The organism is Microbacterium sp. NPDC057944, assembly GCF_042887445.1.
Classification (GTDB): Bacteria; Actinomycetota; Actinomycetes; order Actinomycetales; family Microbacteriaceae; genus Microbacterium; species Microbacterium natoriense.
The window spans coordinates 824,737-847,623 of sequence record NZ_JBHVPJ010000001.1 but is presented as its reverse complement, the minus strand read 5'-3'; the positions used below and the strand labels follow the sequence as shown (position 1 = coordinate 847,623).

General features: G+C 69.4%; 21 protein-coding genes. 9 read left to right on the top strand and 12 right to left on the bottom strand.

Going from position 1 to position 22,887, the window contains the following annotated elements; all coding sequences use genetic code 11:
• Positions 1-287: 287 nt before the first annotated feature.
• Complete coding sequence (locus tag ACFVRO_RS03800; RefSeq protein WP_386949431.1) at positions 288-1,418, top strand: aminotransferase class V-fold PLP-dependent enzyme; 1,131 nt, start codon at positions 288-290, stop codon at positions 1,416-1,418.
• 65 nt (positions 1,419-1,483) lie between these two features.
• Here the strand turns inward: ACFVRO_RS03800 and ACFVRO_RS03795 are convergent, their stop codons facing one another.
• Both ACFVRO_RS03795 and ACFVRO_RS03790 read right to left on the bottom strand, forming a co-directional pair.
• Positions 1,484-2,608, bottom strand: coding sequence for a M24 family metallopeptidase (locus ACFVRO_RS03795; RefSeq protein ID WP_386949429.1), 1,125 nt, complete (start codon positions 2,606-2,608; stop codon positions 1,484-1,486).
• Positions 2,609-2,618: 10 nt separating this feature from the next.
• Positions 2,619-5,159 carry an AAA family ATPase gene (locus ACFVRO_RS03790; RefSeq protein WP_386949427.1) on the bottom strand — a complete coding sequence of 847 codons (2,541 nt, stop codon included), beginning with the start codon at positions 5,157-5,159 and terminating at the stop codon, positions 2,619-2,621.
• Between the two features lie 168 nt (positions 5,160-5,327).
• On the opposite strand from ACFVRO_RS03790, the gene ACFVRO_RS03785 reads away from it, so the two are divergent.
• Together ACFVRO_RS03785 and ACFVRO_RS03780 are read left to right on the top strand one after the other, a co-directional pair.
• Positions 5,328-7,397, top strand: a complete 2,070-nt coding sequence (locus ACFVRO_RS03785) for an LPXTG cell wall anchor domain-containing protein (protein WP_386949425.1) — start codon at positions 5,328-5,330, stop codon at positions 7,395-7,397.
• Between the two features lie 88 nt (positions 7,398-7,485).
• On the top strand, positions 7,486-7,761 hold the full coding sequence (locus ACFVRO_RS03780) for a hypothetical protein (protein WP_386949422.1): 276 nt from the start codon (positions 7,486-7,488) through the stop codon (positions 7,759-7,761).
• Positions 7,762-7,866: 105 nt separating this feature from the next.
• Here ACFVRO_RS03780 and ACFVRO_RS03775 read toward each other — a convergent pair whose 3' ends face one another.
• Positions 7,867-8,940 carry a 3-deoxy-7-phosphoheptulonate synthase gene (locus ACFVRO_RS03775; RefSeq protein ID WP_386949419.1) on the bottom strand — a complete coding sequence of 358 codons (1,074 nt, stop codon included), beginning with the start codon at positions 8,938-8,940 and terminating at the stop codon, positions 7,867-7,869.
• A gap of 191 nt (positions 8,941-9,131) precedes the next feature.
• Positions 9,132-9,578: a hypothetical protein gene (locus ACFVRO_RS03770; RefSeq protein ID WP_386949416.1), complete on the bottom strand. Its 447-nt coding sequence runs from the start codon at positions 9,576-9,578 to the stop codon at positions 9,132-9,134.
• 187 nt (positions 9,579-9,765) lie between these two features.
• Between ACFVRO_RS03770 and ACFVRO_RS03765 the strand changes: the two genes are divergently transcribed.
• Positions 9,766-10,188 (top strand): NUDIX hydrolase, encoded by a 423-nt coding sequence (locus tag ACFVRO_RS03765; protein ID WP_105673417.1) that lies wholly within the window; start codon positions 9,766-9,768, stop codon positions 10,186-10,188.
• 144 nt (positions 10,189-10,332) lie between these two features.
• On the opposite strand, the gene ACFVRO_RS03760 is transcribed toward ACFVRO_RS03765, so the two are convergent.
• Together ACFVRO_RS03760 and ACFVRO_RS03755 are read right to left on the bottom strand one after the other, a co-directional pair.
• Positions 10,333-10,794 (bottom strand): aminoacyl-tRNA deacylase, encoded by a 462-nt coding sequence (locus ACFVRO_RS03760; protein WP_386951586.1) that lies wholly within the window; start codon positions 10,792-10,794, stop codon positions 10,333-10,335.
• A 61-nt stretch (positions 10,795-10,855) separates the two neighbouring features.
• The gene (locus ACFVRO_RS03755) at positions 10,856-11,359 is read right to left on the bottom strand and encodes a DNA helicase (RefSeq protein ID WP_386949413.1); all 504 of its coding nucleotides are present in this window, start codon (positions 11,357-11,359) and stop codon (positions 10,856-10,858) included.
• Positions 11,360-11,465: 106 nt separating this feature from the next.
• Between ACFVRO_RS03755 and ACFVRO_RS03750 the strand changes: the two genes are divergently transcribed.
• Positions 11,466-12,023 (top strand): peptidylprolyl isomerase, encoded by a 558-nt coding sequence (locus tag ACFVRO_RS03750; protein WP_105673418.1) that lies wholly within the window; start codon positions 11,466-11,468, stop codon positions 12,021-12,023.
• Positions 12,024-12,043: 20 nt separating this feature from the next.
• Positions 12,044-12,937 carry a rhomboid family intramembrane serine protease gene (locus tag ACFVRO_RS03745; RefSeq protein WP_105673419.1) on the top strand — a complete coding sequence of 298 codons (894 nt, stop codon included), beginning with the start codon at positions 12,044-12,046 and terminating at the stop codon, positions 12,935-12,937.
• A gap of 350 nt (positions 12,938-13,287) precedes the next feature.
• Here ACFVRO_RS03745 and ACFVRO_RS03740 read toward each other — a convergent pair whose 3' ends face one another.
• Positions 13,288-13,527: a cell division protein CrgA gene (locus ACFVRO_RS03740; protein ID WP_105673420.1), complete on the bottom strand. Its 240-nt coding sequence runs from the start codon at positions 13,525-13,527 to the stop codon at positions 13,288-13,290.
• Between the two features lie 92 nt (positions 13,528-13,619).
• Between ACFVRO_RS03740 and ACFVRO_RS03735 the strand changes: the two genes are divergently transcribed.
• From ACFVRO_RS03735 to ACFVRO_RS03725, 3 genes are read left to right on the top strand one after another with little or no spacing between them, the layout of a single operon-like run.
• Positions 13,620-14,414, top strand: a complete 795-nt coding sequence (locus ACFVRO_RS03735) for a class E sortase (protein ID WP_386949410.1) — start codon at positions 13,620-13,622, stop codon at positions 14,412-14,414.
• A 15-nt stretch (positions 14,415-14,429) separates the two neighbouring features.
• Entirely contained in the window at positions 14,430-14,585 is a 156-nt protein-coding gene (locus ACFVRO_RS03730) for a DUF4175 domain-containing protein (protein ID WP_146114275.1), read from the top strand.
• Positions 14,582-15,217: an anthranilate synthase component II gene (locus ACFVRO_RS03725; protein ID WP_386949408.1), complete on the top strand. Its 636-nt coding sequence runs from the start codon at positions 14,582-14,584 to the stop codon at positions 15,215-15,217. Before ACFVRO_RS03730 ends, ACFVRO_RS03725 begins: the two co-directional genes overlap by 4 nt.
• Positions 15,218-15,267: 50 nt before the next feature.
• Here ACFVRO_RS03725 and pknB read toward each other — a convergent pair whose 3' ends face one another.
• From pknB to ACFVRO_RS03700, 5 genes are read right to left on the bottom strand one after another with little or no spacing between them, the layout of a single operon-like run.
• A complete protein-coding gene (gene pknB / locus ACFVRO_RS03720; protein WP_341940769.1) occupies positions 15,268-16,959 on the bottom strand; it encodes a Stk1 family PASTA domain-containing Ser/Thr kinase in 1,692 nt (563 codons plus the stop codon).
• Between the two features lie 58 nt (positions 16,960-17,017).
• A complete protein-coding gene (locus ACFVRO_RS03715; RefSeq protein WP_386949405.1) occupies positions 17,018-18,757 on the bottom strand; it encodes a protein kinase in 1,740 nt (579 codons plus the stop codon).
• Positions 18,754-20,211, bottom strand: coding sequence for a peptidoglycan D,D-transpeptidase FtsI family protein (locus ACFVRO_RS03710; RefSeq protein ID WP_386949402.1), 1,458 nt, complete (start codon positions 20,209-20,211; stop codon positions 18,754-18,756). The genes ACFVRO_RS03715 and ACFVRO_RS03710 overlap by 4 nt, the downstream gene beginning before the upstream one ends.
• Positions 20,208-21,593 (bottom strand): FtsW/RodA/SpoVE family cell cycle protein, encoded by a 1,386-nt coding sequence (locus tag ACFVRO_RS03705; protein ID WP_105673426.1) that lies wholly within the window; start codon positions 21,591-21,593, stop codon positions 20,208-20,210. Before ACFVRO_RS03705 ends, ACFVRO_RS03710 begins: the two co-directional genes overlap by 4 nt.
• Positions 21,590-22,882 (bottom strand): PP2C family protein-serine/threonine phosphatase, encoded by a 1,293-nt coding sequence (locus tag ACFVRO_RS03700; RefSeq protein ID WP_386949399.1) that lies wholly within the window; start codon positions 22,880-22,882, stop codon positions 21,590-21,592. Before ACFVRO_RS03700 ends, ACFVRO_RS03705 begins: the two co-directional genes overlap by 4 nt.
• Positions 22,883-22,887: the final 5 nt, after the last annotated feature.

Here is a 22,887-nt window from a genome sequence, read left to right as displayed (position 1 = left end):
CTCGTCGGACGGCGAAGAGGGTGCGATGGCCTGCGCGCGACTCGTCCATCAGTGCGGGCGCTGTACTGCGCGAAGCGCAGGGAGGCGCCTGCGGCGTTCGTTCCAGATCGGCCTGCGTGCCCCGGGGTATCCCCGGAGAGGATGGCTCACCGCGTGAACCACCCGCCTCGCTCGCAAGCCATCGCACGCCGCCACGATAGCAACAACGTCGGACGTGACGGCGACGGAGAGCGGATGCCGCGGCATCCGCTCTCCCCTCCGCGCAGCCCACCTGACACACTGGGGCGATGAGCCTTCCTCACGACGACATCGATCCGGACGGACTGCTGGAGTACTCGGTGGTCTTCACCGATCGGTCGCTGAACCACATGTCCGCCCGTTTCGTCGCGGTCATGCAGCAGACCCTTGAGATCCTGCGCGAGGCGTACGGCGCGGAGGACGCGGTCGTGGTCAACGGCGGCGGCAGCTACGCGATGGAGTCGGTGGCGCGGCAGCTCGCGACGGGGCGCCGCGCGCTCATCGTCCGCAACGGGCTGTTCTCCTACCGGTGGTCGCAGATCCTCGAGACCGGCGGCATCGCGTCATCCGTCGTCGTGTGCACGGCGCGACCCGACGGCGACGACGCGCAGGCGGAGTGGAGCCCCGCGCCGATCGACGAGGTCGTCGCCGCGATCCGGTCATCCCGGCCGGACGTCGTGTTCGCCCCGCACGTCGAGACGGCCGCGGGCATGATCCTGTCCGATTCGTACGTCAAGGCCCTCGCCGACGCCGTGCACGAGGTCGGCGGAGTGCTCGTGCTGGACTGCATCGCCTCTGGGGCCATGTGGGTCGACATGACGGCGCTCGACGTCGACGTGCTGATCAGCGCCCCGCAGAAGGGCTGGAGCGGATCCCCCGGCGTCGGCTACGTCATGCTCGGAGAGCGGGGACGGGATGCCGTCGCCGCCGGCGCCACGACGAGCTTCGCTCTGGACCTCGGGCGCTGGCTCGCGATCTCCGACGGCTACCGCGACGGAACAGCGGGGTATCACGCGACGATGCCGACCGACACGATCGCCCACAACCTCGCGCAGATGATCGAGACGCGCGGCCTCGGCTTCACCGCCCTTCGGGACGCGCAGGTCGAGCTCGGAGCGAGAGTGCGGGCGCTCCTGGCCGCACGGGGTCTGCCGTCGGTGGCGGCGGAGGGGGTGGCCGCACCGAGCGTGGTCGTCGTGCACACCGACGACCCTGGCCTCCGCAGCGGTGCGCGCTTCCGCGCGGAGGGCGTGCAGATCGCCGCCGGGGTGCCCCTGCACTGCGGCGAGCCCGATGCCTTCTCGACCTTCCGGGTCGGGCTCTTCGGCCTCGACAAGCTCACCGACGTCGACGGCGCGGTCGCGCGGCTCGAAGCGGCTCTCGACCGCATGGGGGTCTGACGGGCCTCGATCCGCACGCCCGGCGGGCCCGGTCGGCTCCGCCGAGACGCTCGATCCGCCCGGCGTCAGCCGCCGACGGAGCGCAGTTCGTGCGGCGCGAGGTTGAGGCGCTCGCCGCCGTCGGCGGTCACGATGACGATGTCCTCGATGCGCGCGCCCCAGGACCCGGCGAAGTAGATGCCCGGCTCGATGCTGAAGGCCATCCCCTCGCGCAGGACCAGATCGTTGCCCGGGGCGATGTACGGCTCCTCGTGCACCGAGACGCCGATGCCGTGTCCGGTGCGGTGCAGGAAGGCCTCGCCGAAGCCGGCATCCGTCAGCACGTCGCGCGCGGCGGCATCCACCTGCTGGGCCGTCGCTCCCGGCCGCACCGCGTCGACGGCGGCCTGCTGGGCGCGCACGAGCACGGCGATCCGCTCGGCCGCATCGGGAGACGAGGGACGTCCGACGACGTAGGTGCGGGTGCTGTCGGAGTTGTAGCCGCTGGGCACGGCGCCGCCGATGTCGACCACGACGACATCGCCGTCCTCGATCACACGGTCGGACACCTCGTGGTGCGGATCCGCCCCGTTTGGCCCTGAGCCGACGATCACGAACTCCACGGTGCGGTGCCCCTCGGCGATGATCGCCTCCGCGATGTCCGCGGCGACCTCCCGCTCCGTGCGACCTGCGCGCAGCCACTCCGGCACCCGCCGATGCACCGCGTCGATCGCCGCGCCGGCACGTCGCAGCTCCACGATCTCGGCGGCATCCTTGATCATCCGGCTCTCGCGCAGCACGGGGGTGGCGAGTTCGAGCCGCACACCCAGGCGCTCGGCCAGCGGGATCACGTGCAGTGCGGGCAGCGCATCCGACACCCCCACCCGCGACACCGCGCCCAGGGCCGAGGCCACGAGGTCGTAGGAGTTCTCGCCGTCGATCCAGTCGGCGACGGCCAGCCCCAGCTCGCCGACCGCGGTGCTGCGGACCTTCGCGAGCTCCATGCGCGGCACCACGATGGTCGCGGCGGCGCCGGGACGCACCACCAGGGCGGTGAGGCGCTCGATCGTGTCGCCCTCCACCCCCACCAGATACTGCAGGTCGGGTCCTGGACCCACGACGATGCCGTCGATCCCTGCATCCGCAGCGAGGGCCGCAGCCCGGTCGAGTCGGTCGGCGTACACGGAGGCGGGGAACGGCGTTGTGCTCACGACGTCAACGCTACTGCGCAGGTCGGCCCGGCGGAACGGAAGGCTGCGCGCCATCGAGATGGCGTGCGATGCCCGCGCGCGAGCGCAGCCCCGTCTTCTGCAGGATGCGTGCGACGTGGCTCTCCACGGTGCGAGGGCTCAGATGCAGCCGTTCGGCGATCATGCGGTTCGTGTGTCCGTCGGCCACGAGCTCCGCGACGTCCTGCTCTCGTGGAGTGAGCGCGTCGAGCGGAACATCCTCCTCGGCCGTGGGAGCGCCGAACCGGGCGATCGCGGCTTCCGCGAAACGCCGATACAGCACGGCGCCCGCTCGATCGAACAGGTCCGCGGCCTCGCGGGCGTCGGCGAGAGCATCCGCCATCCTGCCCTGGCGCACGCGCAGCTGGGCGCGGAACATCGTTCCGTGCCCGCTCTGGGACGGGTGGTCCGCGCGTCTCCCCCACTCGATGGCCGCCTCGGCGTGAGCGAGCGCCTCGTCGAGATCGCCCCGTGCGACGGCGAGCTCACCGAGACCGATGTGCTTCTGCGAGGCGAAGATGTCGTGGCGGTCGATCTCCAGAGCCTCGAGATCGGCGGGTTGGCCGAGCACGATCGAACCGCGGCAGATGAACAGGCGCACGACACGACGCCACCACAGGATCTGCGGCAGCCCCGCCTCCACGAGTCTCCGGTAGCGGGTCACGAACTCCTCCGCGCTCACCCGACCGGGCGCGGCGACCAGCGACGCGGTGAGCGCCAGCGGAACGGCATCCGGCCAGTTGTACTTCTCCGACGCCGCTATCGCCAGTTCACTGAGCTCCTCGGCCTCGGCGCACCGATCCAAGGGGATGCAGAGGAAGGCGAGGATCAGGTAGAGGTGAGGCAGCACGTGGAAGCGCCCGTGCGACTCGGCGAGGCGGATGCCGCGCTCCACGAGGCGAGCCCCGTCGTCGAAGTCGGCCAGGAAGTGCGCGCACCACCCCATCGCCGTGACGACGTCGAGAACGGGCAGCAGCTCCGACGCGGTGAGCGTGTCGAAGCCGTCCTTGGCGATGCGGTACGCCTCCCGGCCGCGATCGAGATCCCCCACCCTGAGGTGCGACAGCGCGCGCAGCCCGGCGAGGGCGGTGGCGTGACCCGGCCGCTCGTCGTCTTCTCTGAGCCAGGCCCTGGCATCGATCTCGTAGTCGCCGTCGTGCATGACGGCCAGGGTCGCCAGCTCGACGATCACCTCGGGGGCGAGCGTCGCCGCTCCGATGTCCCGCGCGAGCTCGAACGCCTCGTCGGGTCGGCCCTGGATGCGCAGCGACTGCATCAGAAGGGAGAGGGCCTCCCCCGTCGGCTGCTCGGAGACATGCGCCTCGCGCAGCACCCGCTCGGCCTCGACGGGCCGCCCGTCGAGCAGCAGCGCACGCGCCAGCCCCAGGTCCCGTGCGCGATGAGGGATCCTCGTCGTTCGCGTGAGCATCGCGATGCTGCTGCGCGGAGACGTCGAGGTCACGATCTCCGCGGCATCCACGATCGTCTGGATCTCGTCCGCGGTCAGATGCGAGCCGAGCTGCTGCAGATGGGAGGCGCGTTCCAGCAGGTCCGACGCGCTCTCGGCGGCGAGGCGGTGCGCTCGCCGCCGAGCACCGGCCCGCATGTGGCGATAGGCGGCCGCACGGATGAACGGATGGACGATCCTCAGCTCGTCCGCGTCGATGAGGCCGCGGCGGGCCAGGCGGTCGGCCGCGTCGGCGAGGGCGTCATCGGTCGGGGAGTCGCCGGAGAAGGCGCCATCCATCCGGACGAGTCGTGCGAGCGCGGCGGGGGCGACCGCCGGGGTGAGCGAAAGGGCATGCAGCAGTGTCAGCGCGGGCGCGTCCAGTGTGCTGAACTCCCCGCGCAGAGCGTCGCCGATCTCGAGCGGTTCGCGCGCGTCGGCCCGGGCCGCCGGCGCATCCCGCGCCGCATCGGCGAGCAGGCGGAGGAACAGCGGGTTCCCGCCGGCGAGCTCGACGAGGGCATCGTCATCGGCGCCGTGCTGACGGAGGAGGTCAGCGGCCTCGTCGTCGGCGAGCGGTGCGAGGTCGATCCGGTGCACCTGGGCGCCTCCGCGAGCGACCGCGTGCAGCAGCGTGTCGGGTACGGTGCCGGTTCGGAAGCACAACACCAGGACGAGACCCGTCGTGGTGGGGTCGGCCAGCAGCCCTTCGATCAGCTCCGCGGCCGGGTCGTCCAGCCAGTGGGCGTCGTCGATCACCAGCACGGTCGGTGAGCTCGACAGCGCGTCGCGGACATCGCGCTGCAGGGCACGCGGTGCGCGCCGGGCGAGGAGCAGGGCGAGGTCGGCCTGCAGGAGATCCTCGACGATCGGTCGGATGCCGCCGAGGGGGATGTTCGTCGCGATCTCATCAGGGCGGGCGAAGAGCGTGCGCTGAGGAGGACCCGAACGCAGGAACTCTCCGACGAGAGCGGTCTTGCCGATCCCGATCGGTCCCTCGATGAGGATGATCCGGTGGGGAGCGTCGGCGGACGTCTCGGCGTGCGTGATCAGGCGATCGAGCTCGTCTCGACGTCCGATGAACATGTGCTCTCCCCTCCGCGCACAGAATGAGAATAGTGGGATATCGCTTCCCACGGGGCTTTTCTCGAACCATTCGATCAATTGCCGTGTTTCTACGGATGCGCGCTCTTCAGCCCGATTCATAGCCTGTGCATGATTGTGTCCGCCGACCCCCAGTACAGGAACCACTCGATGACATCGCAGCTACGCACACGCCTCAGGCGCCTCCTCGGCGCGGGCACCGGCATCGCCCTCGCCGTCGGCCTCAGCGCCGTCGTGATCGCGGCGCCAGCCCAGGCCGCCACACAGGACGGCGTCTACGTCGGGGAGAACAGCCACGGGTACGACATCACGATCACGGTGTCGGACGGCAAGGTGACGGACGTCGCCACCACCTCCACGATCTTCTGCGGACTCAACCCTCCGATCCCCTCTCCCCTCTCGTTCAACGACATCCCCGACACGGTGATCGGTGCGGACGGCACCTTCCAGGCCAACTGGACCTATCAGATCGATGCCGACTATCACGCCGAGTACTGGCTGGGCGGGACCTTCCACGACGACGGCACGGTCACGAGCTCCGGATCGAACGCCGCCGACATGGTCGGCGCAGGCCTGCAGTGCACGGGCACGCAGTTCACCTACGACGCGGCCGTCGACGGCACCCCTGCGCCGCAGATCACGGTGAACCCGAACCCCGCGACGCTGTCGCAGATCACCGATCCGGCCGGTGTCGTGCGGTTCACGGGCACCGGCTTCGCACCGGACAGCTCGGTCGCTCTCCTCGTGGACGGCCAGCAGGCGGCGACGCGCACGGCGGGCGCCGACGGGTCCGTCGAGGTCATCCTGCACTGGCCGAACGCCACGGTCGGCGACCACGTCGTGAGATTCACGAGCGGAGCGCGTATGGCCCAGACGACGTTCATCGTCGTGGCAGACCCGACCTACACGCCGACGGCGGCGGTGAGCCCGTCGACCACGACGGTCTCCGCGCTCGCCGGCGCCGGCGTCTCCGTCACGGGCGCGGGGTTCCCGCCGTCCGCGGCCGTCACCATCGCGTTCGACGGGACCACCGTCACCACCGTCGACAGCGGCGCAGACGGCACTGTCGGCTACTCGCTCTCCCGCGCAGCCGTCGCACCGGGGGCGCACACGATCACACTGACCAGCGGGCAGTGGTCGGCATCCGCCGCGCTGACCGTCGAGGCCGACCCGGTCGTCTACCACCCGACGGTGCTCGTCACCCCCGACACGATCTCGCAGTCGGAGCTCGCGTCGGCGGGCATCCAGGTGCAGGGCAGCGGCTTCCCCGAGAACGCGCCGGTCGAGGTGCTCTTCGACGGCGCCGTGGTCACGACCGCGATCACCAGCGACACCGGAGCGGTCGCGACGTCCGTCCTCCGCTCCGGCGTCGCGGCCGGCACATCGACGGTGCTCGTGCGCAGCGGTCAGTGGCAGGCATCCGACACGGTCGTCGTCACGGCCGACCCGATCGATCCGGCCGACGTCACCCTCACCCCGTCGGAGATCGCGACCGGTGCGCTGGAGGCCGACGGGATCGCGCTCACGGCCGAGGGCCTGCCGGCTGAGGTCCCGGTCCGCGTCCTGTTCGACGGCACCCAGGTCGCGACGTTCACCGCATCCGCCACGGGCACGGGCTCGGCGTCGTTCACGGTGCCCGATGTCGCACCGGGCAGGCACACCGTGCAGCTCGCGCAGGGGCCGGGCTTCGCACCGCGGGGCGAGGCGCTCGCCGCTTTCGCACCGGGAGACGTCCTCGGCGAGGCCGAGCTGCAGGTCACCGCTGATCCGGCAACCCCCGGACTCGTGCTGAGCGTCTCGCGCATCGCGACCGATTCGCTGGCCGCCACGGGTGTTCAGCTCGCGGGCACCGGATTCACCCCCGGTCAGGCGGTCGCGGTCCTCTTCGACGGTCAGGAGGTCGGCGCCGCGCTCGCGGATGCCAGCGGCTCTGTCTCGTTCACCCTCCGCCGCGCGGGCGTCGCGCCCGGCGAGCATCCGATCGCGCTCACCCAGGGCGATCTCCGATCCGAGGCCGTCCTGACGGTCACCGCCGCCGCGCAGCCGGGCACCCCAGGCCCTGGCACGTCGAACCCCGGGACGCCGGGTCAGGCGGGCGGGACCTCAGGCGGCCTCGCCGCTACCGGGACGGATGCCGGTCTCTGGACCGGCGTCGCCGGTGCCGCTCTGACGCTGATGGCCGCGGGAGCGCTCATCGTCGTCCGACGCCGGCGCGCGTAGCGGGAGGCTCGGGGCCGTACCCGGCCGCGCACTCCTCACGGTGCGCGGCGGGTGCGGCCCCGTGGTTCTCGCGACGTAGGATCAGAGGGTGCTGATCGGTCTGATGCGTCCCGTCGAAACCACCTCCGTCCGGGTGGAGGGCGCCGACCTCGCCGAGATTCAGACTCTGCTCGAGGCGCACCGGCCCGCCGGCTTCGATCTGATCTCCTCCCCTGTCGAGATGATCAAGGGGGCGGCGGTGCTCAAGTCCGTCGGGACGTTCGCTCGCCGCGACCAGGTCACCGAAGTGCAGGCCGACGACCTCGACGGCCTGCACGCGAAGGTGCCCGAGGGCTGGCAGCTCCTGAACGTCCGCGTCGCCTGACGCCTCTCCTTCGACTCGCAGGCTGCTCCGGTCGCGAACCGGGTCCCGAATCTGCGCAGTTCGCGACCGGGTCTGCGACCGGAACAGGCCGACGGGAGCACCCGATCAGCGCGCTCGCACCCCGGCGGCCAGCTCGGCGAGGGCGGTGACGGTGGCGTCCCAGCCCATGCACGCATCCGTCACGCTCTGACCGCGTACCAGCGTGGCAGGACCGGCGGCGACGTCGAGCTTCTGGGCGCCCGCGACGAGGTTGCTCTCCAGCATGACTCCGGCGATCGCCCGCCCGTCGGCGGCGATCTGTGCGGCGAGCTCGGTCACGACCTCGGCCTGGCGCAGGTGGTCCTTGCCGCTGTTGCCGTGGCTGGCGTCGATCACGAGCCTGTCGGTGAGTCCGGATGCCGCCAGCCGCTCCGCCGCGCGCCGCACGTGCTCCACCCCGTAGTTCGGTCCGTCCGCCCCGCCGCGGAGGATCACCGAGGTGTCGGGGTTGCCCGTGGTGGTGACGAGGCTCGCGCGTCCGTCGGCGCCGATCCCGAGGAAGGCCTGCGGAGCGGATGCCGCGGCAGCAGCATCCAGGGCGACCTGAAGCCCGCCGTCCGTGCCGTTCTTGAACCCGATCGGCATCGACAGCCCGGATGCCAGCTGGCGGTGGATCTGGCTCTCGGTGGTCCGTGCACCGATCGCCCCCCAGGTCACCAGGTCCGCGGTGTACTGCGGGCTGATCGGCTCCAGGAACTCGGTGGCGCACGGCATCCCCAATGCCGTGACATCGCGCAGGAACGCCCGTGCCATCCGCAGTCCGGCCTCGATGTCGTGGCTGCCGTCGAGGTGCGGGTCGTTGATCAGACCCTTCCATCCGACTGTGGTGCGCGGCTTCTCGAAGTACGTGCGCATCACGATGAGCAGTTCCCCGCTGTGCTTCTCGGCCTCGCGCACCAGACGTCCGGCGTACTCCAGCCCCGCGTCGGGGTCGTGGATCGAGCACGGGCCGACGACGACGAGCAGACGGTCGTCCTCCCCCGTCATGATGCGGCGAACCTCGTCGCGAGTGCGCGAGACGAGGGCGGAGCGCTCGTCTCCTACCGGCAGCTCCGCGGCGATCTCGCCGGGCGCGGGGATGGTGGTGAAGCTCGCGACGTGCAGGTCGGCGGTGGCGTCGACGGTGGCGGTGTCGTTCACGGGGTGGGTCCTGTCCACTAAGGGCGGACCCGATGCAGAGCCCGCCGAAACGGCGAAGGGCAGAGCGGATGCTCTACCCTGTCGGCTCTGAAGGTGTCGGTACGCGTCAGTGTCGCGACGGCCCCTCCAGAGCCGACTCGAAATACGCATACCAATTGGTCATGGAGAAGACCCTACCCCATGCGGAGAGGTCATCCGGCCGCGAGGCGGATCCGCTCGGCGAGGAACGAGCGGTTCGCCTCGTCGAGCTCGAGGACGGCGTAGGCCACCGGCCACATCGTGCCTTCGTCGAGCTGTGCGGGCTGCTCGAACCCGAACGTGCCGTAGCGGGTCTTGAACTTGCTCGCGGGCTGGAAGAAGCACAGCACCTTGCCATCCTTGCCCCACGCGGGCATGCCGTAGTACGTCCGCGGGACGAGGTGAGGGGCGGCTTCGAACACCAGGGCGTGCAGGCCCTCTGCGATCACCCGGTCGTCGTCGGAGAGCTTCGCGATCGCCGCCTTGAGGTCGGCCTCCCCCTCGGCCCGGGCCTCTTCCGGCGTCTTCTTCGCGCGGGAGCGCGCGGTCTTCTTCTCGGCGGCGGCCGCCTTCATGGCGTCGCGTTCCTCGGCGGTGAAGTTCTTCTCGTTGTCGGCCATGGGAGTGTCCTCTCGATCGGTGATGACCTCAGCGTACGTACGCCGACGAGCGTGCCGCTTCTCGATTCCTGATCGATCGCGCAGGCCGGGGCTCCCGTCGCAAAAGGTCCCGCTCAGATCCCGTCTTTCCGGGACCTTTCGCGACGGGAGCGTCGTCGTCGATGACGAGGACGATATCGTGTGAGCCATGGACATGCGCGTCGCGGCATACGCGGTCGTCACCGATGACGATGACCGGATCCTTCTGGCGCGCTGGATCGACGGACGCCGCGTCGCGTGGACCATGCCCGGCGGCGGACTCGAAGCCGGAGAGGACCCCGAGGCGGCCGTGCGCCGCGAGCTCCGCGAGGAGACCGGGTACTCCGTCAAGGTCGGCGAGCTGCTCGGCATCCACTCCCGCGTGATCCCCGCCACCCAGCGTGTGCAGAAGTCGGACTCGCCGCTGCACACCCTGCGCATCGTCTACCGCGCGAGCGTCACCGGCGGCAAGCTGCGCTTCGAGACCGAGGGGTCGACCGACATGGCGGAGTGGTTCCCCCGCGACGCCGTCGCAGGGCTCCAACGGGTGAAGCTCGTCGACATCGCGCTGAGAATGGCCGGCATCCTCTGACCCCGTCGTTGGGCGTCCTCCGAGGTCGCGCGGACGGGTGAGGCGTTTCGTCTCGGTCGCTGGCGCTCTCTCGCTCAACGACCGGTGGTGCCTTCCCCGGTCGTTGAGCGACCGCAGCGAGACGACACGCACTCCGCGCGCCGATCAGCCGCGCGGCTCCTCCGGCACGGTGATGTCGGCGACCGTCGCGTCGTACGCGGAGATGAGGTCATCGGCGTCGACGAACAGGCTGTAGCCATGGGCGCCCGCACCCATCGCGATGCGTCGGCCGACGATCGACTCGTCCGCGTAGATCGGCCAGTCCGTGGTGCTGCCGATGGGCACGATGGTGCCGCGCTCGTATCCGGTGGCGGCCAGAGCCAGTTCGGGCTCCGGCAGGCGCAGCTTGTTGACGCCCACGACGGCGCGCAGCTTCGGCCATGAGATCGACCGGCCGCCGGGCACCAGGGCGAAGAGGTAGGTGTCGTCCGACCGCTTCACGACCAGCGTCTTCACGATCCCCGAAGGGTCGAGTCCGAGCAGCTCGGCAGCCTCGAACAGGCTCTTCGCCTGCGGGCGCTCACGGATCTCGATGTCGAGACCGCGGGATGCCGCGGCATCCCGCACCCGGGAATGGGGCGTTTCGTCTCGGTCGCCTGCGGCGTCCTCGCTCAACGACCGGTCCGAGTCACGCGTCGGGAGCGGACAGCGGGTCGTCGGCGACCCACAGCTCGTCGTCTGCGCGCAGCGCCTGCCATGCGGCGTAGAGCACGCCGACGGCTGCCGCGGCGCCGAGGATCAGGGCGACGACCGAGCCGAGACCCGGGCCCTTCTTCTCGGTGACGACGACGGCGCGGCCGCGCGGGGCGCTCAGGCCGTGACGCTTCGCGTTCGCGACATCCCAGGCGCTCAGAGCGGTGCCGACGACTCCGCCGACGATCGGGACGACCTTCTCGTCGACGACGTGCTTGCCGAAGCGCACACCCTGGTCGACGACCGGTGCGACGCGACGGTTGTACGTGTCCTGGACGACGGGGACCACCTGCTCGCGATTGAAGTTGCCGAGCTGACGACCGGCCTCACGGGCGACATCGGCGGCGTGGCCGACGAGCACCTGCTGGTTCTCCCAGAGCTGGTTCGCGTCGTTCTGAAGACGACGCAGTTCCTTCTTCCGCTTGCGGCTGAGGCTCACGATGCTCTCCTGTCGTTTGGAGTACGGGTTCACCATCTTGCCACGCCATGCTGGAAGCGGCATGAAACCCGGGCAAACTCACCGGAAGCTCTGCGAGAATGTGGGCATGGCTCACGCTTCTCATGTCGCAACCCTCCACACCAACCACGGTGACATCGTCATCAACCTCTTCGGCGACCACGCTCCGAAGACGGTCAAGAACTTCGTCGGCCTCGCCGACGGCACCCAGGACTGGACGCACCCCGCCACCGGCAAGCCGGGCGAGGGTCCCCTCTACAAGGACGTCATCTTCCACCGCATCATCCCGAACTTCATGATCCAGGGCGGCGACCCGCTCGGTCAGGGCGTCGGCGGTCCCGGTTACAACTTCAACGACGAGATCAACGGCGAGCTCAACTTCAACGAGCCCTACATCCTCGCGATGGCCAACGCCGGCCTGCGCCGCAACGCCATCACCGGCGAGGTCGAGGGCACCAACGGCTCGCAGTTCTTCATCACCACCGACCCGACGCCGTGGCTGCAGGGCAAGCACACGATCTTCGGCGAGGTCGCCGATGACGCCTCCAAGGCCGTCGTCGACGCGATCGCCGCCGTGCCGACCGCAGCGGGCGACCGCCCGATCGAGCCGGTCGTGCTGCAGTCGATCGACATCGTCGCGGCCTGACGCCGAGCGAGCCGATCCGGATGACGAGCTCCGAGTTCACGAGCAATCGCGACAACTACTGCTATCGGCATCCGGATCGGCAGAGCTTCGTGCTCTGCCAGCGGTGCATGCGCACGGTCTGCCCCGAGTGTCAGACCCAGGCCGCGGTCGGGGTCATCTGCCCCGAGTGCATGAAAGAGGATCGCAAGAACCGCACCCCCGCGCAGAAGAAGGCCGCGCGGCGCTGGGGCGGAGGCGGCGCGATCGCGACCGCCACCCGCAGCGGCAGGCCGGTCGTGACCTACGCGCTCCTCGCGGTCACGTCGTTCATCGGGCTGCTGCAGCTCATCCCGGGCGGCTTCGGCGACCAGATCACCGACCTGCTCTACTTCCGTTCCGTCTATCTGTACCCGAACCTCTCGGTCTTCCCCTTCGAACCCTGGCGTCTGCTCACCGCGCTGTTCGTGCACGGCAGCTTCATCCACCTCGCGCTGAACATGCTCGCGCTGTGGATGCTGGGGCAGATCGTCGAGCCCATGCTGGGTAGGAGCCGCTTCCTCGCCCTGTATCTGATCAGCGGCCTCGGCGGCTCGGTGGTCGCCGCGTGCCTCGCTCCTCTCAACGGGCTCGTCGGGGCGTCCGGCGCGATCTTCGGTCTGATGGCCGCGCTGCTCATCATCGGGCGCCACCTCGGCGGCAACGTCACCGGCATCCTGATCATCCTCGGCGTGAACTTCGCCTTCGGGCTCTTCGCCGGCGGCATCTCGTGGCAGGCGCATCTCGGCGGCATCATCACGGGCGCTCTCGTCGCGTTCGTGTACACGCGCACGCGCCGCCGCGAGCAGCGCGTATGGCAGATCGTTCTGCTCGCAGTTATCACCATTCTGTTGATCGTTGTGGTGTTCGTCGTTCCGCCGCTCGTGCTTTTGGCCTGATCGAGAGTTGTTAACAGGGTTGTTAACCCCTGTGAATAACACCGGTGTAATTCTCCCCAGCTGTGGAGAGATCTGTGGATAACTCTCACTCTTGAGTTTTACGGGGGACGGGCGCAGGGATGTTCCCTTCGCCCGCAGAGCGGGATCCCTCCCGCTTCGCGGGCCCCTCCCGATGCTCGCTCCGGGAACATCCCTGCGCCCTTGTGTCGCATCGCCGCACTCGCTCAGGCAGGAGAAGGAGGCGGTTGCGTCGCATCGCAACGCTGCGCTCGCTCGGGCGGGCGGGCGGGCGGAAACGAAGAAGGCCCCCTCGTCATCGAGGGGGCCTTCTTCTCAGGAAGAGGATGCGGTCAGCGCCACCGCGTGGTCATGAGGAAGCCGATCAGCGCGATGCCGAGGCCGATGGCCAGGTTCCAGTTGCCGAGACCGGGGATCGGGAACGCCATGCCGGAGATGTAGAAGACGAGGATCCAGGCCAGACCCAGCAGCATGAAGCCGATCATCACGGGCTTGAACCACACCGCGTTGGGCGCAGCGTCGCCTTCGGCGCGCGTCACTTCGGGTTCTTCTGTCTTGCGGTCTCGTGCCATGCCGTCATTCTACCCACGACTCCTCGCAGCGCCGAGAATCCGGGGGTCGAGAGCGCGGCATCCGCACAGGAATCATGGATAGTATCAGCGGCATGAGTGCATCCGTCGTCTCGGGGGAGCGACGCAGGCGTCATCGCCGTCCCCGCTCGCGCGCCACATTCACGAGCGTGCTCGGTGAGCTTCTGCTCACCGCAGGCGTGCTCGTGCTGCTCTTCGTCGCCTGGCAGATGTGGATCGGCGACATCATCATCAGCGCGGAGAAGAACGACCAGGGCGCGGCGATCTCCAAGGAGTGGGCGGAGGCGCCGACTCCCGAGCTTCCGCCGCTCGTCGAGAAGGACGACGGCACGACCGTCTACGCGCCTGTCGTGCCCGCGAAGCCTGCGAACACCGAGCAGCTCGGTCAGATGCACATCCCGCGCTTCGGCGCCGACTACAACAAGGGCATCTACGGCGGCACCACCCGCGCGGGAACCCTCGACAAGCTCGGCATCGGCGTCTACACCGACTCGAAGATGCCGGGCGAGATCGGCAACTTCGCGATGGCCGCGCACCGCACCACGTGGGGCAAGCCGTTCAATCAGCTCGACAAGCTGCAGCTGAACGACGCGATCGTCGTCGAGACGCCCGACGGCTGGTTCACCTACCGCTTCCGCACGCTCGAGTACGTCAAGCCGACGCAGACGGACGTGCTGCTCGACGTGCCGCAGGTGCCCGGCGTCGAGACCGGAGAGCAGTACATCACGCTGACAGCCTGCTCCCCTCTGTACTCGCTCGCCGAGCGCATCGTCGCCTACGGTGTCTTCGAGAGCTTCCAGCCGCGCGCCGAGGGTCCGCCCAAGGCTCTGACCGATCCGCCGCCGCCCCCGGCCGCGCCGTCGGTGTAGGGAACGAGAGGAATCATGTACGCCGCACTCTGGCGCCTGCTGCCCGGTCCGTGGTGGCTGAGGCTCTTCATCCTGCTCGTGCTCGTCGCGGCCGTCCTGTACGCGCTGTTCTGGTTCGTGTTCCCGTGGGTCAGCCCCTTCATCACCCCGGGCGAGGTCGACGTCGAATGACGCGCGTGCTCGTCGTGGACAACCACGACAGCTTCGTGCACACCCTCGTCGGCTACCTGCGAGAGCTCGGCGCCGACGTCGAGATGATCGAGGCCGACGCGGTCGACGCGGTAGGACTCGAGTCGCTCATGCCCGCGTTCGACGGGGTGATGCTCTCCCCTGGGCCGGGGGCGCCCTCCGACGCCGGCGCCTCGATCGACGCCGTGCGCATCGCCGCGAAGACGGGGATGCCGCTGCTCGGCGTCTGCCTCGGGCACCAGTGCATCGCCGAGGCCTTTTGTGCGCCGGTCACGGAGGCCCCGGAGCTCATGCACGGCATGGTGTCGCCGGTCGTGCACGACGGCTCGGCGCTGTTCGACGGCATCCGCTCTCCGTTCGACGTCGGGCGCTATCACTCGCTCGCCGTGGCGGAGTCTGCACTGCCCCATGAACTGCGCGCAACGGCGCACGCCGATACGGGGACGGTCATGGCGATCGCCCATGTCGGTCTGCCGATCGTCGGCGTGCAGTTCCACCCCGAGAGCGTGCTCACCGAGGGCGGCTACCGGCTGCTCGCGAACTGGCTCTCCTCGATCGGCGATGCGGATGCCGTCGCCAGAGCCGAACTGCTGCATCCGCAGTCCTCGCGCTGAGACGCTGCAGTGCCCGCAAGCGTGCTCAGCGACCGGTCACGGCAGCGCGATCAGCCCGCGGAGCCCGTGCAGTAGCGCAGTTCGATCGGCGAGCCGACGGCCACGTCACCGGGCGCGGAGGACATCGAGACGACCGTCGGCGGATCCGTCGCGGGGCAGTCGGAGAGCTCGACGCCCGTCGGGGTCAGTCCGATCTGCTCGAGCTGCGTCTTCGCGGCATCCAGGGTCCAGCCGGTGACATCGGTGAGCGTGACCCGACCGCTCGCGACCACGAGGTTCACGACGGTCTTGGGCGCCACCTCGGACTCGGCCTTCTCGCTGGCCTCCATCACCGTGTCGGCGGCGAGGCTCTTGTCGTTGCGCTGGATCACCGTGCCGAGTTGCAGGCCGGCCGCGGACAGGGCGTCTTTCGCGGCCGCGAGCGACAGGCCCTTCAGGGTCGGCACGACGACCGTCTCCTTGCCGGACGAGACGTAGAGCGTGATCTCGTCGCCCTCGGCGACGGCCACCCCCGCCTTGGGATCGGTGCGGATGACGTTGCCCTCGGCGATCTCGGAACTCGATTCGAGCACGACCTTGGCTGTCAGATCGAGATCGCTCAGCGCATCCTGAGCGCGCTCCGAGGCCACATCGATGAGGTTCGGCACGGTGCGCGCCGTCACAGGTGTGTCGTCGGTACGGCTGATCGTGATCACCCAGAACAGGATGGATGCCAGGAGCACGGCGAGCAGCGCGACCCCTGCCCAGATCCACGCGACCGGCGGTCCGGACTGCGTGCGGGCCATCGTGGTGTCGGTGCTGAGCTGGCGGAGCGACCGCGCGGTCTCCTGCGCCTGCTTCGGACTCGGTCCGTACAGCTCGCTGGTGAGCGCGCCGAGCTCCTTGCGGCTCGGGGCACGGCCCGCGACGGCGGCGTCGAGCGCGGCACGGAAGTGCGCGGCATCCGGGTAGCGCTGATACGGGTCCTTCGCGAGGGCGCGGAGCACGATCGGGTCGAGGGCGCCGGGGGAGTCCTCGTTCACCTCGGTCGGCGGCACGGGGGTCTCGCTGACGTGCTGATAGGCGACGGCCACGGGGGACTCACCGCGGAACGGCTGACGTCCGGTGAGCAGCTCGTAGAGCACGACGCCGGTCGAGTACAGGTCGGCACGGGCGTCGACGGGCTCGCCCTTGGCCTGCTCCGGCGAGAAGTAGGCGGCGGTGCCGATGATCTGCGTGGTCTCGGCGACGGTCGACGAGGAGTCGGACACGGCCCTCGCGATGCCGAAGTCCATGACCTTGACCTGGCCCTTGTCGGTGACCATGACGTTGCCCGGCTTGATGTCGCGGTGCACCACGCCGGCGCGGTGCGAGTAGTCCAGCGCCTCGAGGATGCCGTCGGCGTAGCGCACCGCGTCGTCCACGGGCACAGGGCCTGCGGAGATGATGTCCTTCAGCAGCGTGCCGCTGATGAGCTCCATGACGATGTACGGCACGACGAGCGAGCCGTCGCCCTCGGTCTCGTCTCCGGCGTCGTACACGCGCACGATCGACGGGTGCGACATGCGCGATGCGGCCTGGGCTTCGAGCCGGAACCGCGTGCGGAACGCCGTGTCGCGTGCCAGCTCGGGGTCGAGGATCTTGATGGCGACGTCGCGACCGAGCGTCAGGTCATAGCCGCGGTACACCTTGGCCATGCCGCCGTGCCCGATGAGCTCGTCGACGCGGTACCGACCCGCGAGAACACGTGGCTCTGTGGACACGTACTGACCCCCTGATACGACCTGATGAAACTGCTCTCAGCCTACGATGCGCTAGCCGTCAACCTGCTGAATCGCTGCCGCCGGTCTCAGCCGCGGGCAGGATCACGGTGGACTGGCCCTGCGGCGAGACGTCGGAGGGACGGTCTCCGCAGAACGCGCGGTACGTCGCGGTCACGACCTGACCGGCCTTGCCGGTGTCGACCGTGAACGTGGTGCTGCGCGTGTTCTGGTCGAAGCTGCTGGTCGTCTTGCCGCCCGTGAACGTGCCGTTCGTGAGGGTGACCTCGTAGGACGACAGGTTCGGGGTGCCGGACGGGCACGTGAAGTTCGTCCAGTTCAGCGTGGCCGTGCCGCCCTCGATGATCGTCGTCGCGGCCGAGAACGTCGGAGCGTTCTTGGGCTGGCCGATCGGCGTCTGGCCTGCGAAGGAGGTCATGCTGATCGCGGATCCGGGCTCGAGCAGACCTGTCGGGCTGACACGCTCGACAGTGCCGACCTGTTCAGCAGTGGGAGCGGGGGTCGTCCCCACGTCGCACGACGGGACGAGTCCCGCTTGTGTGGCGATCCCGATCGCCTCGTCGCAACTCAGACCGATGAGGCCCAGAGAGGCGACGTCGACCGGGGCCGTCGTGGGCTCTGGAGTCTCGGACTTCGTGGGCTTCGGCGTCTGGCTCGCCGAGGTCGAAGGCGTCTTCGACGGGTCGGCGTCTCCGCCGCCCTTCGGGCCGAACAGCGCCCAGAGTCCACCGCCGAGGACGATGACGAGCAGCGCGATGAGCGCGATCAGCGGCCACGTCCAGGGGCTGCGCTTCTTCTTCCCCTCCTCCTCCTCGGCGACCTCGTCGCCGGTGGGCAGGGTCGCCGTGGTGGGCAGGATGCGCGTCGCGCCGTCGTCTCCGGATGCCGTCAGCATCCGGGTCGCGTCGTCCGCGATGCCGCCGTTCGCGATGGCGGGAACGGCGATGGCGGCCGAGTTCAGGTCGCCCCGTCGCAGCGCCTGTGCGGCGCGGGCGACGGTCGCGGAGGACGACGGGCGATCCGCCGGCTTCTTGGCGATCATCGCCATGACGAGGTTCTGCACCGGGATCGGCACGGTCGGCGGCAGCGGCGGGGGCTGCTCGTTGATCTGCGCCATCGCGATCGCGACCTGCGACTCGCCCGTGAAGGGACGCTTGCCCGCGAGGCACTCGTACGCGACGATGCCGAGCGAGTAGGTGTCGGTCGCCGGAGACGCCGGGTGACCGGAGGCCTGCTCCGGAGAGAGGTACTGCACGGTGCCCATGACCTGGCCCGTGGCGGTGAGCGGCACCTGGTCAGCGATGCGCGCGATGCCGAAGTCGGTGATCTTGACACGGCCGTCTGGCGTGATCAGCAGGTTTCCCGGCTTGATGTCGCGGTGCACGAGGCCGGCGGCGTGCGCGGCCTGCAGAGCGGATGCCGTCTGCGCGACGATGTCGAGCGTCTTGTCGGCGCTCAGCGCGCCGTCGCGTTCGAGGATGGTCGACAGTGCCTCGCCGGGCACGAGCTCCATGACGAGGTAGGCGCTGCCGTTCTCCTCGCCGTAGTCGAAGACGCTCGCGATGCCCTCGTGGTTGACGAGAGCGGCGTGGCGCGCCTCCGCGCGGAACCGCTCGAGGAACCCGGGGTCCCCCATGTACTCGTCCTTGAGGATCTTGATCGCGACGGTGCGTCCGATGACGTGATCCGTCGCCTCCCACACCTCGCCCATGCCGCCGATCGCAATACGCGACTGCAGCTCGTAGCGACCACCGAACGACACACCCTGCGTCGGTCTCATCTGCCCAGCACCGCCTCTATGACCTTCTTCGCAATCGGAGCGGCGATGGTGTCACCGCTTCCGGACTGCCCTTTTCCGCCGCCGTCTTCGACGACGACCGCAACTGCCACCGCGGGGTCGTCCGCCGGCGCGAAGCCGGTGAACCACAACGTGTGCGGCTTGTTTCCGTTCTCTGCGGTACCGGTCTTACCGGCCACGTCGATCCCGTCTATTCTTGCACCCTGTGCCGCTCCCGTAGCGACGCTCGCCACCATGGCGGCGGTGACCTGATCGGCCACGCTCGCGTCGACTGCTCGGCCGAACTCGCTGTCGTCGTACGACCGGATGACCGACAGGTCGTTTCCGATCACGGCATCCACCATGTGGGGGTTCATGACCACTCCGTCGTTCGCGAGCCCAGCCGCCACCATGGCGATCTGCAACGGGGTGGCGGTGACCTGACCCTGACCGAAACCGCTGAGCGCGGTCTGCGGGTCGTTGAGTCCCCGGGGGTAGCTGGACGGGGTGGAGGTGAGCGGGGTGTCGAAGCTCTGGTTGAAGCCGAACTTCTCGGCCATCTCGCGGATCCTGTCATCGCCGAGGGCGACGGCGAGCTCCGCCATCGGGATGTTGCAGCTGAGACGCACGGCCTCCGCGATCGTCACCGTCGGGCCGTCGCCGCCACACGTGCCGCCCCACGCGTTCGAGACCGTGTTGTCCGAGCCGGGCAGCTGATAGCGCGCGGGGTTCGGCAGCGTCGACTCCGGCGTCCAGTCGCCGCTCGCGAAGGCCGCCGCGGCCACGACGATCTTGAACGTCGACCCGGGAGGGTTGAGGTCTCCCGCGATCGCGCGGTTCGACAGGGGCTTCGACGGGTCCTGTTCGAGCTGCGCGAAGGCGGCGTTCGCGGCATCCGCATCGTGCGTGGCGAGGAGGTTCGTGTCGAAGCCGGGCGTCGACACCATCGCGAGGATGCGTCCGCTCTTGGGCTCGATGGCGACGACGGCCCCCTTGAGTCCCTGCAGTCCCTCGTAGGCGGCGCGCTGCGCTGCCGTGTTCAGCGAGAGCTTCACGCTGTAGCCGGTCTGCGGCTGACCGCTGACGATCCGCTCGATCTCCGAGAAGAACGCGTTCGAGCCCGTGCCGGAGAGGTCGGTGTTGAGGGCCTTCTCGATGCCGGTGCGGGAGTCCAGCGGTGCGCTGAAGTAGCCGGTCACGGGCTCCCACATGGCGGCATCCGTGTACACGCGCTGGAACTGGTACATGTCGTCGCTCGGCACGGACGACGCGATGGCGACCCCGTCGACGATGATCGAACCGCGCTGGATCTCGTAGCTGTCCAGACGCGTGCGCTTGTTGTTGCCGTTCTGGGAGAGCGCGTCGGCGTCGATGACCTGGATCCAGCTGGTCGCGGCGAACAGCGAGATGAACATGAACAGCATGACGATGCTGAGGCGGCGCAGTTCCTTGGTCATCCGATCACCGTCCTCGGCTGGGAGCGCACGGCATCCGAGATCCGCAGCAGCAGCGCGACGATCAGCCAGTTCGCGACCAGCGAGGAGCCGCCGGCGGCGAGGAACGGAGTGGTGAGTCCGGTGAGCGGGATGACGCGGGTCACGCCGCCGACCATGATGAACACCTGCAGCGCGATCGTGAACGACAGCCCGGTGGCGAGCAGCTTGCCGAAGTCGTCCTGACCGGCGAGGCCGATGCGGATGCCGCGGCTCACGAACACCATGTACAGGCAGAGGATCGCGAACAGCCCGATCAGACCGATCTCCTCGCCGAGACTGGTGATGATGTAGTCGCTGTGCGCGAGCGGGGTCACCTCGGGGCGGCCCTGGCCCCAGCCGGTGCCGATGAGCCCGCCGTGGGCGAGGCCGAACAGCCCCTGCATCGGCTGGTACCCCTCCTTCTCGGGGTTCACCTGGCTCGGATCGAACAGGAACAGCCAGTTGATGAACCGGCCGTGCACATAGCTGAGCACCTGGGTGGCGACGACGGCTCCGGCGAGCACCAGGCCGAGGCCGATCAGCACCCAGCTGGTCTTCCCCGTGGCGACGTAGAGCATGGCCACGAACATGCCGAAGATGAGGGTTCCGGTGCCGAGGTCGCGCTGGAACACGATGATGCCGAGCGAGATCACCCACACCACGAGCACCGGTCCGAGTTCGCGCATGCGGGGCCAGGTGATGCCGAGGACGCGCGTGCCGACCGAGGTCAGGCTCTCCCGCGTGCGCACGAGGTAGCCGGCGAAGAAGATCGCGAGGCAGATCTTGGCGAGCTCTCCGGGCTGGAAGGCGAAGTTGCCGCCCAGCGACACCCACACCGCCGCGTTCGCGTCGGGGATGCGCAGGCCGGGGACGAACGGCAGCAGCAGCAGCACGATGCCGGTGAGGCCGAAGATGTACGTGTACCGGAAGAGCACGCGGTAGTTGCGGAGCAGGATGACGGTGGCAATCGCCCCCGCGAGGGAGATCGCCGCCCAGGCGAGCTGCTTCGTGGAGAACGCGCCCCAGCCCGTGTAGGCCTTGGCGATGTCGATCCGGTAGATCATCGCGATGCCGAGCCCGGTCAGCAGCGTGGCGATCGGGAGCACGAACGGATCGGCGTCGCGGGCCACGGCGCGCAGCACGAAGTGCAGGGCGAACGCGAGCACGGCGAGCCCGCCGCCGATCGCGAGGATCATCGGGTCGACCGTGCCGAGGGCGCCGAGCTGCACGAGGGTCAGCGATGCGCCGCTGATGACGATGGCGAACAGCAGCAGCCAGAACTCCCGGTTGCGCTGCGTCTGCGGCATCCGGATCCCGCGCAGCGCCTTGATGACGCTGGTATCAGCGGCGACGTCGACGCTCATCCTGCGCCCTCCGTCGGCGTGGGTATCGGCGTCGGCAGGGGAGTCTGCTGGATCGCGTTCGCGTCGGCTCCCGCCTGGAGACGCGCGACGATGGCGTCGGCATCCGACAGGGAGCGGGCGTTGATCGTGCGCTCCACCGAAGCGCGCTGGTACTCGGGCAGGTCGGCGAGCAGGATGTCGGTGTCGCGCACCGGCGTCGACAGCGTGATCGGCCCGATGTTCTGCTGCACGCCCTGGAAGATCACGACGCTGTCCTCGTCGGCGCCGATGAAGTAGCGCGTCTGGGTCCAGCTGTAGGCGGCGAAAGCGGCGATGCCCAGCATGACGAGCACCAGAAGCATCCCGGCGATCCAGCCGAACCGGCGACGACGTGCGCGCCGACGGTCTTCCTGGATCAGCTCCTCGAGGTACTCGGGGGCCGGTTCGAAGTGGCTCGGCTCGTTCGCCGCCTGGCGCACCGGGTGCAGCCAGTTGCTGAGCGCGGAGCGGGCGGCCGGGATCGCGATGTTCGACGGATTGGAGGCCGATCCGACGATGGTCGGCGTGCCGGACGAGAGCGCGTGCTGTCCGCCCACGTCGACGAGCACCATCGTGACGTTGTCAGGGGCGCCGCCGTCGAGCGCCTGCTTGAGGAGGCTGTCGGCCGTGCGGCCCGGAGCCATGCCGAGGCGCATCGCCTTGAGGATGTGGGTCTCGTCGACGACGCCGGAGAGCCCGTCGGAGCACAGCAGCCAGCGGTCTCCCGGCAGGGTGTGCATGACGAACATGTCGAGCTCGGGGTCGGCGTCCATGTCGCTGAGCACGCGCATGAGCACCGAGCGCCGCGGGTGGTAGCGGGCCTCTTCCGGCGTGATGCGACCCGAGTCGACGAGCCGCTGCACGAAGGTGTGGTCGGCCGTGATCTGCGTCAGCGCGTCGTCGCGGAAGAGATAGATGCGCGAGTCACCGATGTGGCCGATGACGGCGTAGTCATCGACCATGATGATCGCGCTGAGCGTGGTGCCGAGTCCGGCGAGCTCAGGGCGGTCCTTCGCGGCGCGGATCAGGTCGCCGGCGGCCGTCGTGGCCGCAGCCTGCAGCGACGCCTGCGCGTCGTCGGTCGAGGCGTACGCCTGGTCGAGGGGCTCCATGCGCTGGATCGCGATGCTGGAGGCGACGTCGCCGCCCGCGTGGCCGCCCATGCCGTCGGCGACGACGAACAGGTTGGCTCCGGAGTATCCGGAGTCCTGGTTGTTGGAGCGGACCTTCCCGGTGTGGGAGATCGCGGCGCTCGAGCCCTCGAAGACCATACGCG

Coding starts and splice junctions, on each gene's coding strand:
- ACFVRO_RS03800 (WP_386949431.1), top strand. CDS start 288: ATGAGCCTTCCTCACGACGACATCGATCCGGACGGACTGCTGGAGTAC.
- ACFVRO_RS03790 (WP_386949427.1), bottom strand. CDS start 5,159: ATGTTCATCGGACGTCGAGACGAGCTCGATCGCCTGATCACGCACGCC.
- ACFVRO_RS03785 (WP_386949425.1), top strand. CDS start 5,328: ATGACATCGCAGCTACGCACACGCCTCAGGCGCCTCCTCGGCGCGGGC.
- ACFVRO_RS03770 (WP_386949416.1), bottom strand. CDS start 9,578: ATGGCCGACAACGAGAAGAACTTCACCGCCGAGGAACGCGACGCCATG.
- ACFVRO_RS03765 (WP_105673417.1), top strand. CDS start 9,766: ATGGACATGCGCGTCGCGGCATACGCGGTCGTCACCGATGACGATGAC.
- ACFVRO_RS03750 (WP_105673418.1), top strand. CDS start 11,466: ATGGCTCACGCTTCTCATGTCGCAACCCTCCACACCAACCACGGTGAC.
- ACFVRO_RS03745 (WP_105673419.1), top strand. CDS start 12,044: ATGACGAGCTCCGAGTTCACGAGCAATCGCGACAACTACTGCTATCGG.
- ACFVRO_RS03740 (WP_105673420.1), bottom strand. CDS start 13,527: ATGGCACGAGACCGCAAGACAGAAGAACCCGAAGTGACGCGCGCCGAA.
- ACFVRO_RS03735 (WP_386949410.1), top strand. CDS start 13,620: ATGAGTGCATCCGTCGTCTCGGGGGAGCGACGCAGGCGTCATCGCCGT.
- ACFVRO_RS03730 (WP_146114275.1), top strand. CDS start 14,430: ATGTACGCCGCACTCTGGCGCCTGCTGCCCGGTCCGTGGTGGCTGAGG.
- ACFVRO_RS03725 (WP_386949408.1), top strand. CDS start 14,582: ATGACGCGCGTGCTCGTCGTGGACAACCACGACAGCTTCGTGCACACC.
- ACFVRO_RS03715 (WP_386949405.1), bottom strand. CDS start 18,757: ATGAGACCGACGCAGGGTGTGTCGTTCGGTGGTCGCTACGAGCTGCAG.
- ACFVRO_RS03710 (WP_386949402.1), bottom strand. CDS start 20,211: ATGACCAAGGAACTGCGCCGCCTCAGCATCGTCATGCTGTTCATGTTC.
- ACFVRO_RS03705 (WP_105673426.1), bottom strand. CDS start 21,593: ATGAGCGTCGACGTCGCCGCTGATACCAGCGTCATCAAGGCGCTGCGC.
- ACFVRO_RS03700 (WP_386949399.1), bottom strand. CDS start 22,882: ATGGTCTTCGAGGGCTCGAGCGCCGCGATCTCCCACACCGGGAAGGTC.